Source organism: Micromonospora sp. WMMD558 (genome assembly GCF_049315255.1).
Classification (GTDB): domain Bacteria; phylum Actinomycetota; class Actinomycetes; order Mycobacteriales; family Micromonosporaceae; genus Micromonospora.
The window spans coordinates 2,444,092-2,456,775 of record NZ_CP186061.1; the positions used below are offsets into that span (position 1 = coordinate 2,444,092).

The window sequence follows — 12,684 nt, forward strand, 5'->3', positions numbered from 1 at the left end:
GGGTGGTCCTACACGAGCGAGTCGCGCCACTGCCGGTGCAGCGCGGCGTACCGGCCGTCGGCGGCGACCAGCTCGGCCGGCGGGCCGTCCTCGACGATCCGCCCCGATTCCAGCACCACCACCCGGTCGGCGATTTCCACGGTGGACAGCCGGTGCGCGATGACCAGCGCGGTGCGGTCCCGCAGGATGGTGCCGAGGGCGTGCTGGACCGCCCGTTCGGTCGGGACGTCCAGTGACGAGGTCGCCTCGTCGAGGATCAGCACCGCCGGGTCGGCCAGGAACGCGCGGGCGAAGGCGACGAGCTGCCGCTGGCCGGCGGAGAGCCGGCCGCCCCGGCGGTGCACCTGGGTGGCGTACCCCTCGGGGAGCGCGGCGATGAAGTCGTGCGCGCCGATCGCCCGCGCTGCCGCCGCCACGGCGTCGTCGTCGGCGTCGGGACGGCCGAACCGGATGTTCTCCGCGACCGTGCCGCCGAAGAGGTGGGTCTCCTGGGTGACCAGCACGAGCGCGCGGCGCAGGTCGGCGTCCGCGACGTCGCGCAGGTCGACGCCGTCCAGCAGCACCTCCCCGGTCACCGGGTCGTGGAAGCGCGCGAGCAGCTTGGCGACGGTCGACTTGCCGGCGCCGGTCGGGCCGATCAGCGCGACGGTCTGCCCGGCCGGGATGTCGAGGTCCAGGCCGGTGAGGATCGGCGCGTCCGGGCGGTACCCGAAGGTGACCGCCCGGAAGGTGACCGCGCCGCGGGCCGGCCCGGCCGGCAGCGGCACCGGCCGGGCCGGTTCGGGCACCGCGGGCCGCTCGTCGAGCACCCCGGCGAGCTTCTCCAGCGCGGCCGTGGCCGACTGCAGCGAGTTGTAGAACTGGCTCAGCTCCTGCATGGGCTCGAAGAACCGCCGCAGGTAGAGCAGGAAGGCGGCGAGGACGCCGATCTCGGTGTGGCCGTCGAGCACCCGCCAGCCGCCGTAGCACAGCACCACCGCCACGGTGACGTTGCCGATCACCTTGATCCCGGGGGAGTAGGTGGCGATCAGGCGGAAGGCGTGCAGGCTGGCCCGCCGGTAGTCGTCGCTGACCGCCGTGAAGATCCGCTGGTTGCGGCGCTCGCGGCGGTACGCCTGCACCGCCCGGATGCCCCGCATCGACTCGACGACGTGGACGATGACCAGCGCGATCGTCTCCCGCGTGCGCCGGTACGCCGCCGCCGAGGCGCGCGCGAACCAGCGCGACAGCCAGTACAGGAACGGGAACGCGAGCAAAGTCACGCCGGCCAGCGGCGGATCGAGCCAGAGCAGGATGGCGGCGACCGAGAGGATGGACAGGGCGGCGAGCACGAGACTGTCGATGCCGCCGCCGGCCAACTCGCCGATCGAGTCGAGGTCGCTGGTGAGCCGGGAGACCATCCGCCCCGACGTGTACCGCTCGTGGAATCCCACCGACAGCCGCAGGAACTGGCCGTACACCCGCTGTCGCAGGTCGAGCAGGACGGCCTGGCCGATCCGTGCGGAGAGAACGAGGAAGCCGCGGCGTGCCGCGTACTCCATGGCGGTGGCGACGGCGAACGCGGCGGCGATCCCGACCAGCGGGCCGGGATTCCCGGCCCGTAGCGGCGCGATCCCCCGGTCGATGCCGAGCATCACGAGGTACGGCCCGGCCATGCCGGCTGCGTTCTGCCCGAGCAGCAACGCGACCGCGACGGCGAGCCGCCAGCGGTGCGGGCGCAGCAGGTCCCGCAGCAGCACCCGGCTGCGCGCGCGGAGGCGGGCCACCGCCGCGGGGTCGGTGTCCTCGGCGTGGCTGCGGTCGGCGTCCGGGTCGGTGGCGATCCCGCGCCAACTGTCCAGGTCGGGCGGCCGTCGTTGCGGGTCGGGCGGCCGTCGTGGCGACGGCACCGGTCCGGGCGGACCACCGGTGTCGTCGTCGGCCTCCGTCACGACCGCACCAGGCCCCGCCCGTCGGGTGCGGGGCCACCCGCCGCGGGGCCGGGCGCGCGGGTCGGCGGTTCCGCCGAGAGCAGCGCACGGTACGCGGGCACGGCGCCGAGCAGGTGCGAGTGGCGGCCCACCGCCGTGATCCGTCCCTCCTCGAGCAGGGCGACCCGGTCGGCGAGCGTGATGGTGGACGGTCGGTGCGCGACCACCAGCGCGGTGGTGTTGCGCAGCACCCGGCGCAGCGCCGCCTCCACCATCGCCTCGGTGTGCACGTCGAGGGCGGACAGCGGATCGTCGAGCACGAGCACCGCCGGCCGGCCGAGCACGGCCCGGGCCAGCGCCAACCGCTGCCGCTGCCCGCCGGAGAGCGACAGGCCCTGCTCTCCGACGCGGGTGGCGAGCCCCCACGGCAGGTCGTACGCGAAGTCGGCCTGCGCCAGTGCCAGTGCGGCCCGGACCTCCTCCTCACCGGCGTCGGGCCGGCCCAGCGTGAGGTTCTCCCACACCGACATCGAGAACAGGGTGGGCTCCTCGAAGGCCACCCCGACCAGCCGGCGCAGCGAGGCGAGGCGCAGGTCCCGCAGGTCGTGCCCGTCCAGCGTGATCCGCCCGTCGCCCGCCTCGTGCAGCCGGGGCACCAGGGACAGCAGGGTGCTCTTGCCCGAGCCGGTCGCGCCCACCAGCGCCACCGTCTCACCCGGCTCGACGGTCAGGTCGAGGGCCCGCAGGACGGGTGCCGTGGCGCCCGGGTAGCGGAACGAGACCCCTTCGAACGCCAGCCGGCCGCGTACGGCGGCCCGGCCGAGCGCGACCGCGTGCGGACGGTCCACGATGGCGGGCGTGGTGTCCAGCAGCTCCCGGACCCGGTCGGCCGCGGTCGCCGCCTCCTGCCCGCCGGCGATGATCCAGCCGAGGCCCTGCACCGGCCAGACCAGCATGAGCTGGAGGCTGACGAACGCCACCAGTTCCCCGATGGTGAGTGCGCCGCTCGCGGCGGCGGCCGCACCGGCGACCAGCACGACGCCCAGGGTCAGGTTCGGCACCAGGTCGAGCCGGGCCGATGTCGCGGCGAGCAGCCGCCCCTTGCCGACGCCGGTGTCGTGCAGGGCCCGGGCCCCCTCGGCGAACCGTGCGGCGAGTTGCGGCCCCCGCCCGTACGCCTTCATCGTGCGCAGCCCCTGCGCCGTCTCCTCGACCAGGGTCGCCACGTCGCCCTGCTGGTCCTGCATGCGTCGGGAGGCGGTGTGGTACGCCTGCGCGAACCGTCGGGCGATGAGGAACAGCGGCACCGCGCTCGCCGCCACCAGCAGCCCCAGCACGGGGTGCAGCCGGATCAGCAGCACCACCACGACCACGTAGGTGACCAGGTTGAGGATCAGGAAGAACAGGCCGAAGGAGAGGAACCGGCGGATCACCGACAGGTCGGTGGTGATCCGGGACAGCAGCTGACCGGACTGCCACCGGTCGTGGAAGCTCGGCGGCAGCCGTTGCAGGTGGGCGTAGACGTCGGCGCGGATGGCCGCCTCCATGCCGACGGAGGAGGACGACTGCACCCAGCGCCGGATGAAGATCAGCAGTGCCTCGGCGAGACCCAGCAGCAGCGCCAGGCCGGCGAGGCGGACCAGCCCGCCCGGGTCCTGCCGGGCGACCGGGCCGTCCACGACGCGCTGCGCCACCAAGGGCACCGCGATCCCCGCCGCGGTGGCGGCCAGCCCGGCGACGAGCAGCCAGGCGAACTCCGCCGCGTACGGGCGCAGGTAGTGCCGCAGGCGCCAGAGGTTGTGCAGCGGATGTCGGCCCGTGGCGGGGACCGAGTCTCCTTCACTTTCCGCAGGCACTACCCGACGGTAGCGGCAATTGGGAGCGGTGCCGGTGTCAGCTTGTTGTCAAGCGCCGCTCATGACCGAGAAGCCACTTCTTCACGTCCAGCCCCCAGCGGTAGCCGCCGAGCGTCCCGTCGGTGCGCAGCACCCGGTGGCAGGGGACGAAGAGCGCGGCGGCGTTGCGGGCGCAGGCCGCCGCGGCGGCGCGGACCGCCGCCGGGCGTCCGGCCAGCCCGGCGAACCCGGTGTACGTGACCGGCTCGCCCGGCTTCACCTCCCGCAGCACCGTCCACGCGTACGCCATGAACGCCCCACCGGTGTGCTGCTCCACCGGCACGGTGTCGATCGCGGTCAGTTCGCCGTCCAGGTAGGACGCGACGGCGGCGGTGACCGGGCCGAGGTCGGGCCGGGGCCGTAGCGGCGCCCGCAGGCTCGGGTGGATGAGGGGGACCAGGGTCTGCGGGTCGGCGGTGAAGCCGGCGGCCCGGACCGCCCCGTCGGGTCCGGCGACGACGCTGAGCGGGCCGGCCGGGGTGGCGATGACGGTGCTGTCGATCGTGCTCATGCTGCTCTCCAGAGTCGGATGACCGCGTACGAGCGCCAGGGGCGCCAGCGGTCGGCGTACGTGTCGAGGGTCTTCGGGTCGTCCGGCAGGCCGAGGGCGGCGGCGCCGCGGCGTACGGCGAGGTCGGTGGGGAGGAACGTGTCCGGGTCGCCGAGCGCGCGCAGCGCGACGTAGTCCGCCGTCCACGCCCCGATGCCGGGCAGTGCCAGCAGCCGCTGCCGGGTCTCCTCCCGATCCCCGCCCGGCTCCAGGTCCAGGACCCCGTCGACCACCGCCCGCGCCAGCCCCCGGATCGTCTCCCGCCGCACCCCCGGCATCCCAAACCCCGAATCCGGCACCCCCAGCACCTCCCCAGCCGACGGAAACCCCCGCAACCCCCGCCCCGCCTCGGCGTGATCATGAAGTTGACGGGTGAGTTGATCTCCTTCGTACCCGCTAACTTCATGATCGACGGCGGCGGTCGGGGCGGGGAGGTGGGTCAGGAGGCGGGTCAGGGTGGTGCGGGCGGACGTCACCGAGACCTGCTGGCCGATGATCGCGCGGACGGCCATCTCGAAGCCGTCGGCGGCGCGGGGGACGCGGATGCCGGGCTCCGCCGCGACCGCCGGGGCGAGGGCGGGGTCGGCGGCCAACGTCTGGTCGACCGCCACCGGGTCGGCGTCGAGGTCGAGCAGGCGGCGGCAGCGGGCCACCGCCGGCGCCAGGTCCCGCATGTCGGTCAGCCGCAGCGTCGCCACCACGTGCCCGTCCGCCGGGGTCAGGGCCGCCTCGCCGGTGCCGTGCGGCAGCCGCAGGCCCCGGTGGTACGTGCCGGCGCGCACCTCGTCGACCGCCGGCAGCGCCCGGAGGGCGAGGAAGTCCAGCAGGGCCCGGGCGTGCAGCGGCGGCCGGTACGCGAGCCGTACGGTGATCGTGCCCGCCCCGGCCGGCGCCGGACGCTGGCCCCGGGCGGTCCGCAGCTCGGTCGGCGCGACCCCGTACACCTCGCGGACCGTGTCGTTAAACTGCCGGACGCTGCCGAACCCGGCCGCGAACGCGACGTCCGCCATCCCGAGCGCGGTGGTCTCGATCAGGGTCCGCGCGGTCTGCGCGCGCTGCGCCCGGGCCAGGGCGAGCGGGCCGGCGCCCAACTCGGCGCGGAGCATCCGGTGCAGGTGCCGCTCGGTGTAGCCGAGCCGCGCCGCGAGGCCCGGCACCCCGTCCCGGTCGACGACACCGTCGGCGATCAGCCGCATGGCGCGACCCACCACGTCGGCCCGGACGTCCCACTGCGGGGACCCGGGCGCGGCGTCCGGCCGGCACCGGCGGCAGGCGCGCAGGCCGGCGCCCTGTGCGGCGGCGGCCGACGGGAAGCACCGGACGTTCTGCCGCTTCGGGGTGATCGCCGGGCAGGACGGCCGGCAGTAGATGCCGGTAGAGGTCACGCCGGTGTAGAACCAGCCGTCGAACCGCTGGTCGCGGCTGTCGACGGCCCGGTAGCACCGTTCGAAGTCCAGGTCCACGCACCGATGATGCCTCCGCGCCGGACGCGTCTGCTGGCGGGAATCGGACGTGGCCGTGGACCGGCTAGCTTGCGTGCTCCAGCGCCCAGGCCAGCGCCTCGTCCGCGATCCGCTCCGAGCCCTGCTGCGCCGGCAGCAGGTGGGCGTAGCCCGGGTACTCACGGATCTCCGTGACCGCGTTCGGCGTGTAGTGCGCCACGTTCGACCGCTGCACCGCGGGCGGCATCAGGTGGTCCTCGCCGCCGGAGATGAACAGCAGCGGCGCCCGGGCGTCGTTCCGGTAGTCGACCCAGGTGTCCTGCCGGCCGGGCTGGACGTTGGCGAGCAGGCTGCCCCAGAAGATCGCCGCGGAGGCGGGGACGTGGTAGCGCCGGTACAGGGCGAGCGACTCCTCCTCCGGGAACGTGTTGGTGAACGCGTACCGCCACTGCTCGGGGCTGAGTCCGGTCGCCCGCTCGCGGTCGAACGGATGGCGTAGCACCGGGAAGGACGCCTTGAGCTGCGCCGGGGGCGCCACCTTGACGCCCTCGGTCGGTGCCGAGTTGAGGGCGACGCCGGCCGCGCCGAAGCCGTGGTCGAGCAGGATCTGGGCGAACGCGCCGCCCGCGGAGTGGCCCATGATGATCGGCGGCCGGTCCAGCTCGCGGAGCACGGCCTCGAGGGACGCGATGATGTCCGGCACGGTCAGTCGCTCGATCGGGGTCGGGTCGGAGTTCAGTGCCTCCACGCCCACCTCGAAGCCCGGATAGCCGGGCGTGAGGACCCGGTACCCCTGGGCCTCGTAGTGGGCCTTCCACCCCTCCCAGCTCAGCGGGGTCACCCAGAAGCCGTGGATGAGCACGATCGTGTCGGGCTTCATGACACCCCCCGGCTACCTGGCCCGTCCTGCGGAGCCTAGCCGCGCGTTCGCTCCGGTCGTGCGGGAAACTGTCGGTTGTGGCCGGTACCGTCCCGCCATCAACTCAAGAAGGGGTGCGGCGATGGCGAGCGGGGCGGGTCGGCAGGCGGCGTCGACGCGGGACGGGCACCCTCCGCTGGAGCGGGCGGTGGTGCAGGGCTTCTACTTCCGCATGCGGGCCGTCGCTCCCGCTGCGGTCGGCGCCCTCGACCGGGACCGCGCCGGTGACCCGGGGCGCGCCTTCGGCGACACCGCCTGCGGCCGGCTCGTCCGTTCATTGGACGACGACGGGCTGCGCGCCCTCGGCATGTGGGTGCACCACTGGTGCATGCGGTTCTACGACGACGACACCCGGGCCGCGCTGCGCCTGCTGCGGGAGATCGCCGCCCGGCCCGGCCTGGGCTGGACGGCCGACGAGGTCCGGTGGATGCTCCGCGAGTCGTACGCGACCGTCCCGGCCGCCGACGCCCGGTTCACCCTGCCGCTCGCCGCCGCCGCCGAGCTGGCCCCCGGCACGCTGCGGATCGAGCCCGTCGTCCCCCGCCAGCCCGGTCCCCGCGACTGACGCTCGCCGGCCGGCCGGCGCGGGGGAAGCTGGCCGGCCACGGTGGCGCCGACGGCCAGCGCGAAGCCGGCGAGCTGCCACCCGGTCAGCGCCTGGCCGAGCACCGCCCAGCCGAGCACGGCGGCGGTCAGCGGGCTCAGCGCGCCGAGCAGGGAGACCTGGGTGACGGGCAGCCGGGCGGCCCCGCGGAACCAGAGGGCGTACGCCAGGGCCGTGCCGACCAGCGTCAGCCAGGCGTACCCGGCCAGCGCGGGCGGGTCGGGGCGCGGCACCGCCCCCTCGACCAGCACCGCGACGGGCACCACCAGCAGCCCGCCGGCGGTGAGCTGCCACCCGGTGGCGGTGGGTGTCCCGACCCCCGGTGGGCGTCCCCACCGCCGGGTCAGCACCAGCCCGGTCCCCATCGCCGCGGTGGCGGTCAGCCCGGCCGCCACGCCGAGGGCGTCCAGCCCGGCGCCCGGGCGGAGCACCACCAGGGTGACCCCGACCAGCGCCGTCACCGCCGCGGCGAGCGCCCACCGGCGGGGACGCTCGCGGAGCACCAGCACGGTGAGGCCGGCGACCAGCAGGGGTTGGGTGGCGCCGAGGACGGCGGCCGTCCCGCCGGGCAGCCGGTACGCGGCCAGGAAGAGCAGCGGGAAGAACGCGCCGATGTTCAGCGCGCCGAGCACGGCGCTCCGCCACCACCAGGAGCCGCGTGGCCGGTGCCGGGTGACGGCGAGCAGCAGCAGCCCGGCGGGCAGGGCCCGGAACGCGCCGGACCAGAGCGGCCGGTCCGGCGGCAGTAGTTCGCTGGTGACCAGGTACGTGGTTCCCCAGGCGATCGGCGCCGCAGCGGTGACCAGGGGGTCGAGCCGGCGGTGGTCCATAGGCTCCTCCTCGGAACGCTCTTCGCTAAGTAGCTTAGCGCCAAGCCACTTAGAGTCGAGTGAAGTGAGGGGTGCGAGGTGCGGCACAATCCGGATGTGGCGCAACGGGACGACGTCGACGGCATCGTCGAACAGTGGCGGCGGGAACGCCCGGGCATTCGACCCGAGCCGATGGCCGTCTTCGGCCGCATCTACCGGCTGGCCCGCCTGGTCGGCGACGAGCAGGAGCGCACGTACGCCCGATGGTCGATCAGCCGGGGAGAGTTCGACGTGCTCGCCGCGCTGCGCCGCGCCGGTGCCCCGTACGCGCTGCCGCCGAAGGCGCTCGCCGCGTCGATGATGCTCACCTCGGGCGGCATGACCGGCCGGCTCGACCGGCTGGAACGGGCCGGACTGGTGCGCCGCTCGCCCGACCCGGCGGACCGGCGGGGCCTCCAGGTGACCCTCACCGACGCCGGCCGGGAGTTGGTCGAGGAGGCGGCGGAGGCGGGTCTCGCGGTGCAGCGCCGGCTGCTCGACGTGCTGCCACCGGAGGACCAGGAGCGCCTCGGCGATCTGCTGCGTACCCTCCTCGGCGCGGTGACCGACGCCGAGCGCTGACCCGCGCCGCGCGGCGCACGCCAGACCCGTCCGCGCCGCCGACGGGGCCGGGAAACGCTCTCCACGGCCCGATTGCTCTTGATCGACCCGGTCGGTGGCGAGCCGACGGCGGCGGTGGCCGGTGAGCGGGGTGCGCGTGGGCTGCGGCAGGATGGGCGGCGCTCCCGACGGAAGGACGACCGTGGCCGCCAGCGAACCGACCATCCTCGCGACCAGCATGGGCATCTACGCGCCGCGCAAGGACGGTGCGGCCCGGCGGATCAACCCGATCTTCCACCTGGCCGCCGACCTGGCCGAGGCCGGGCGCGAGCCCAGGATCTGCTTCCTCAACCAGGCCGAGGGGGACCAGCCCACCACGCTGACCCGGGTGTACGAGGCGTTCGCCGGCAGTCGCTTCCGCATGACCCACCTGGCGCTGTTCCCGATGCCGAACGTCGACGACGTCCGGGCGCACCTGCGGGCGCAGGACGTGATCTGGGTCGGCGGTGGCAGCGTGGTGAACCTGGTGGCCGTGTGGGGGGTGCACGGCCTCGGCGAGATCCTGCGGGAGTGCTGGGAGGCCGGCGTCGTGCTGGGCGGCGTGTCGGCCGGCTCCATCTGCTGGCACACCGGTGGCGCCACCGACAGCTTCGGCCCCACGCTGCGCGGCTTCACCGGCGGGCTGGGCTGGCTGCCGTACGGCAACGGCGTGCACTACGACAGCGAGGAGCAGCGCCGGCCGCTGATGCACCGGCTGGTCGGCGACGGAACGCTGCCGACCGCGCACTGCACCGACGACGGCACCGGCCTGCTCTACCGGGGTGAACGGCTGGTCGAGGCGGTCGCGGACCGTCCGGGGGTGTCGGCGTACGAGGTCAGCCGGGGCCCGGACGGCAGCGTACGCGAAACGCCGATCGGCCCGCGCCTGCTCGACTGACCGGGCCCCGCGTCAGACCCGGTCCTCGAAGGCGGCGCAGACGGTGGCCCGGACCCCGGGCCCCTCGACCGCCCGCAGCAGCGCCCCGGCGACGACCCGTGCCGGTGGAGCCCGAAAGCCGAGCCAGGTGCCGGCGGCCGGTGGGCACCGGCGTAAGCTGGCTCGTCGTGAGTCTCACCATCGGCATCGTCGGCCTACCCAACGTCGGCAAGAGCACGCTGTTCAACGCCCTGACCAAGAACGACGTGCTCGCGGCGAACTACCCCTTCGCCACCATCGAGCCCAACGTCGGTGTCGTCGGTCTGCCGGACGAGCGGCTGCACAAGCTCGCCGAGATCTTCACCTCGCAGAAGGTGATCCCCGCGCCGGTGTCGTTCGTCGACATCGCCGGCCTGGTGCGCGGCGCCTCCAAGGGGCAGGGGCGGGGCAACGCGTTCCTCGCCAACATCCGCGACGCCTCCGCGATCTGCCAGGTGGTGCGCGCCTTCTCCGACCCGAACGTGGTGCACGTCGACGGCAAGGTCTCCCCGGCCGACGACATCGAGACGATCAACACCGAGCTGATCCTCGCCGACATCCAGACGCTGGAGAAGGCCGTGCCGCGGCTGGAGAAGGAGGCCAAGCTCCGCAAGGACCGGGCCGCCGCCCTGGCCGCCGCCAAGGCCGCCGTTGACGTGCTCGACGGTGGTACCACCCTGTACGCGGGCGCGGCCGCCGCCGGGATCGAGCTGGAGCACCTGCGTGAGCTGCACCTGCTCACCACCAAGCCGTTCCTGTACGTCTTCAACGTCGACGAGGCCGAGCTGGCCAACGCGGAGTTCCTCGACGAGCTGCGCGCCCTGGTCGCCCCGGCCGAGGCCGTCTTCATGGACGCCAAGATCGAGTCCGAGCTGGTGGACCTGCCCGAGGAGGAGGCCCGCGAGCTGCTGGAGTCGATCGGGCAGTCCGAGCCCGGGCTGGACCAGCTCGTCCGGGTCGGCTTCCGGACGCTCGGGCTCCAGACGTACCTCACCGCCGGCCCCAAGGAAGCGCGGGCCTGGACCGTCCCGATCGGCGCGACCGCGCCGGAGGCCGCCGGGGTCATCCACTCCGACTTCCAGCGCGGCTTCATCAAGGCCGAGGTCGTCTCCTACGGCGACCTGGTCGCGGCCGGCAGCATGGCCGCGGCCAAGGCGGCGGGCAAGGTCCGCATCGAGGGCAAGGAGTACGTCATGCAGGACGGCGACGTGGTGGAGTTCCGCTTCAACGTCTGAATCCGGCCCATTCCTGCAGCTCAGGAGGTTGGTGCCTCGCCCTGGGGCACGCCGGGGGCACAACCCCACGCCTCGTCGACCGCCCGGCGGGTCCGCTCCTCCGAGTCCGGCATCAGGTGACCGTACGTCGACAGGACGAGGGTCGCGTTCGAAGCCGACATCGTCGGAGAATCGCGGCGGCCTCCAACAGCGGCGCATCTTCGCCAACAGCCGCGGAAAGGGTACTTTTCGGCTAGCCGGGTGGTGACGGCGGCTCGGGTGGACGTCCGCGGGCGCGGGTTGCGTCGGCGATGGCGATCCCGGTAAGGACCGCGATGGCCGCGATGGCGGCCAGTAGCGGCGGCAGGAGGAGCATCGGCGGTGTCAGGGCGACCAACACGAGCAGCCCGATCACCCGGTCCCGGGACACGCGGCTGAACACCGCGTACTCGAAGAAGGAACGCCCGACCAGGAACAGCGCGGGCCCGCCGAGGATGACGGCGACCCAGGCCGGCCGTGTGTCCCCGAGTGGATGGGCGATGACGAGTTCGTCGCCCACCGCGGTCGCGACGATGCCGGCCATCATGAGCAGATGAGCGGTTAGCGCCGACACGGCTATGCGGTCTGGGTGGATCGCCGCTGCGATGGCAGCCGGCAACAACTCTCCCGAGCGGTAGATGTAGATCCGCCAGAACAGCGCCGTGCCAACGAAAGACACCACGAACGCCGCGGTCCGATCAGCCGCGAAACCGCTGCCACTGAGGGTCAACGCGGTGACCAGGATCAACTCGCCGAGCGCGATGATAAAGAGCTGCCGGTACCGCTCGGCCAGATGCTCGGCCGCGATCGGGAACTCCGATTCGGGCGAGCGACCCAACCTCGGAGTGGGGAAGCGCAATCCGCGTGCCGTGTAGTCCAGGGCCACCGCCAGCGTCCACAGCGCCCCGCGCACCGCACCGTGCGCGAGCGCCCCCGCGATCCACGGCACCGCCGACACACCAAACCAGAACAACACCCGCACGCTTCTGCTCTGCAATTCATGGCCACGCAGAGCGAGGACGAGGAAGAGTTGGCGGCCGACATGGATGGCGACGTACGTGCCTGCGAAGACCAGACCTCGCTCGCCGAACGCGTCGGGCAGCGCGACCACCATCACCAAACTGCCGAGCATGGTCGCGGTGACCAGCAGCTGTAGCGCCGGCTGCTGCGGGTCGTAGAAGTCGGTTATCCACGCCGTGACGGACCAGACCCACCACATCGCCAACAGCAGCACCAGCGTCTGGAAGGCGCCGCTCCACGTGAGATCCTGGATCAGCCCGTGCGAGAGCTGGACGAGCGCGACGACGAACACCAAGTCGAAGAACAGCTCCAGGAAGTTTGCCCGCCACGGCGCTTCGGGTCCTCGCAGCAGCTTGGCACCGCTCGCCGTCATCATCCCGCCCGTTCTGCCGGCTTTTGTCGGGGGCTTGAAGCATTCGTACCACGCGGCGACGTTGGCGAGGAGGATCTGTGGCCGCGGCCGCGTTACACGGGCTGTCGGGTCTCAGGACCTGCGTGACAGATCAGTCTCGGGACGTGGGTGACACGTCCCGGCGACGAATTTGTGATGATCAGTCCTGGTCCGCAGAAAGTCGTGCCAGTTGCTGCGTTACGGCCACGGGCCGAGTGTCTCAGGCCCGATCTCGTAGGTGCGGCCCGGCTCATTGAAGCGACCGGCGGGCGCAGCCGGGCCATCACCGTCACCGTACGGCTGCCGGCAGCACCCAGGGCTCGTGCGGTCCCGCCC

11 protein-coding genes and 1 pseudogene are annotated in these 12,684 nt (G+C 73.5%); 4 read left to right on the plus strand and 8 right to left on the minus strand.

What is annotated here, in order from left to right; all coding sequences use genetic code 11:
* Nucleotides 1-8 precede the first annotated feature (8 nt).
* From ACN26Y_RS11945 to ACN26Y_RS11965, 5 genes are all read right to left on the minus strand, one after another.
* Nucleotides 9-1,931, minus strand: coding sequence for an ABC transporter ATP-binding protein (locus ACN26Y_RS11945; protein ID WP_155330357.1), 1,923 nt, complete (start codon nucleotides 1,929-1,931; stop codon nucleotides 9-11).
* Nucleotides 1,928-3,766, minus strand: a complete 1,839-nt coding sequence (locus ACN26Y_RS11950; RefSeq protein ID WP_155330358.1) for an ABC transporter ATP-binding protein — start codon at nucleotides 3,764-3,766, stop codon at nucleotides 1,928-1,930. Before ACN26Y_RS11950 ends, ACN26Y_RS11945 begins: the two co-directional genes overlap by 4 nt.
* Before the next feature lie 37 nt (nucleotides 3,767-3,803).
* The gene (locus ACN26Y_RS11955) at nucleotides 3,804-4,316 is read right to left on the minus strand and encodes a methylated-DNA--[protein]-cysteine S-methyltransferase (protein WP_155330359.1); all 513 of its coding nucleotides are present in this window, start codon (nucleotides 4,314-4,316) and stop codon (nucleotides 3,804-3,806) included.
* Nucleotides 4,313-5,818 (minus strand): AlkA N-terminal domain-containing protein, encoded by a 1,506-nt coding sequence (locus tag ACN26Y_RS11960; protein ID WP_422734719.1) that lies wholly within the window; start codon nucleotides 5,816-5,818, stop codon nucleotides 4,313-4,315. The genes ACN26Y_RS11955 and ACN26Y_RS11960 overlap by 4 nt, the downstream gene beginning before the upstream one ends.
* A gap of 64 nt (nucleotides 5,819-5,882) precedes the next feature.
* Entirely contained in the window at nucleotides 5,883-6,677 is a 795-nt protein-coding gene (locus ACN26Y_RS11965; RefSeq protein WP_155330361.1) for an alpha/beta hydrolase, read from the minus strand.
* A 121-nt stretch (nucleotides 6,678-6,798) separates the two neighbouring features.
* Between ACN26Y_RS11965 and ACN26Y_RS11970 the strand changes: the two genes are divergently transcribed.
* Nucleotides 6,799-7,281, plus strand: a complete 483-nt coding sequence (locus tag ACN26Y_RS11970; protein WP_230688962.1) for a hypothetical protein — start codon at nucleotides 6,799-6,801, stop codon at nucleotides 7,279-7,281.
* Between the two features lie 53 nt (nucleotides 7,282-7,334).
* Here the strand turns inward: ACN26Y_RS11970 and ACN26Y_RS11975 are convergent.
* Nucleotides 7,335-8,150 (minus strand): annotated as a pseudogene (locus tag ACN26Y_RS11975) (EamA family transporter); the annotation flags it as partial.
* Between the two features lie 96 nt (nucleotides 8,151-8,246).
* Between ACN26Y_RS11975 and ACN26Y_RS11980 the strand changes: the two are divergent.
* From ACN26Y_RS11980 to ychF, 3 genes are all read left to right on the plus strand, one after another.
* Nucleotides 8,247-8,750, plus strand: coding sequence for a MarR family winged helix-turn-helix transcriptional regulator (locus tag ACN26Y_RS11980; RefSeq protein ID WP_422734720.1), 504 nt, complete (start codon nucleotides 8,247-8,249; stop codon nucleotides 8,748-8,750).
* A gap of 151 nt (nucleotides 8,751-8,901) precedes the next feature.
* The gene (locus ACN26Y_RS11985; RefSeq protein ID WP_196255898.1) at nucleotides 8,902-9,666 is read left to right on the plus strand and encodes a peptidase E; all 765 of its coding nucleotides are present in this window, start codon (nucleotides 8,902-8,904) and stop codon (nucleotides 9,664-9,666) included.
* 167 nt (nucleotides 9,667-9,833) lie between these two features.
* Nucleotides 9,834-10,919 carry a redox-regulated ATPase YchF gene (gene ychF / locus ACN26Y_RS11990; RefSeq protein ID WP_155330364.1) on the plus strand — a complete coding sequence of 362 codons (1,086 nt, stop codon included), beginning with the start codon at nucleotides 9,834-9,836 and terminating at the stop codon, nucleotides 10,917-10,919.
* Between the two features lie 20 nt (nucleotides 10,920-10,939).
* Here the strand turns inward: ychF and ACN26Y_RS11995 are convergent, their stop codons facing one another.
* Both ACN26Y_RS11995 and ACN26Y_RS12000 read right to left on the minus strand, forming a co-directional pair.
* Entirely contained in the window at nucleotides 10,940-11,080 is a 141-nt protein-coding gene (locus ACN26Y_RS11995) for a hypothetical protein (RefSeq protein WP_230688964.1), read from the minus strand.
* Between the two features lie 71 nt (nucleotides 11,081-11,151).
* Nucleotides 11,152-12,333 (minus strand): low temperature requirement protein A, encoded by a 1,182-nt coding sequence (locus ACN26Y_RS12000; protein ID WP_230688965.1) that lies wholly within the window; start codon nucleotides 12,331-12,333, stop codon nucleotides 11,152-11,154.
* Between the last annotated feature and the right edge of the window lie 351 nt (nucleotides 12,334-12,684).

Bases quoted from the DNA above. Each gene is read 5' to 3' on its own strand.
- ACN26Y_RS11955 (WP_155330359.1), bottom strand. From the start codon at position 4,316: ATGAGCACGATCGACAGCACCGTCATCGCCACCCCGGCCGGCCCGCTC.
- ACN26Y_RS11965 (WP_155330361.1), bottom strand. From the start codon at position 6,677: ATGAAGCCCGACACGATCGTGCTCATCCACGGCTTCTGGGTGACCCCG.
- ACN26Y_RS11970 (WP_230688962.1), top strand. From the start codon at position 6,799: ATGGCGAGCGGGGCGGGTCGGCAGGCGGCGTCGACGCGGGACGGGCAC.
- ACN26Y_RS11985 (WP_196255898.1), top strand. From the start codon at position 8,902: ATGGGCGGCGCTCCCGACGGAAGGACGACCGTGGCCGCCAGCGAACCG.
- ACN26Y_RS11995 (WP_230688964.1), bottom strand. From the start codon at position 11,080: ATGTCGGCTTCGAACGCGACCCTCGTCCTGTCGACGTACGGTCACCTG.
- ACN26Y_RS12000 (WP_230688965.1), bottom strand. From the start codon at position 12,333: ATGATGACGGCGAGCGGTGCCAAGCTGCTGCGAGGACCCGAAGCGCCG.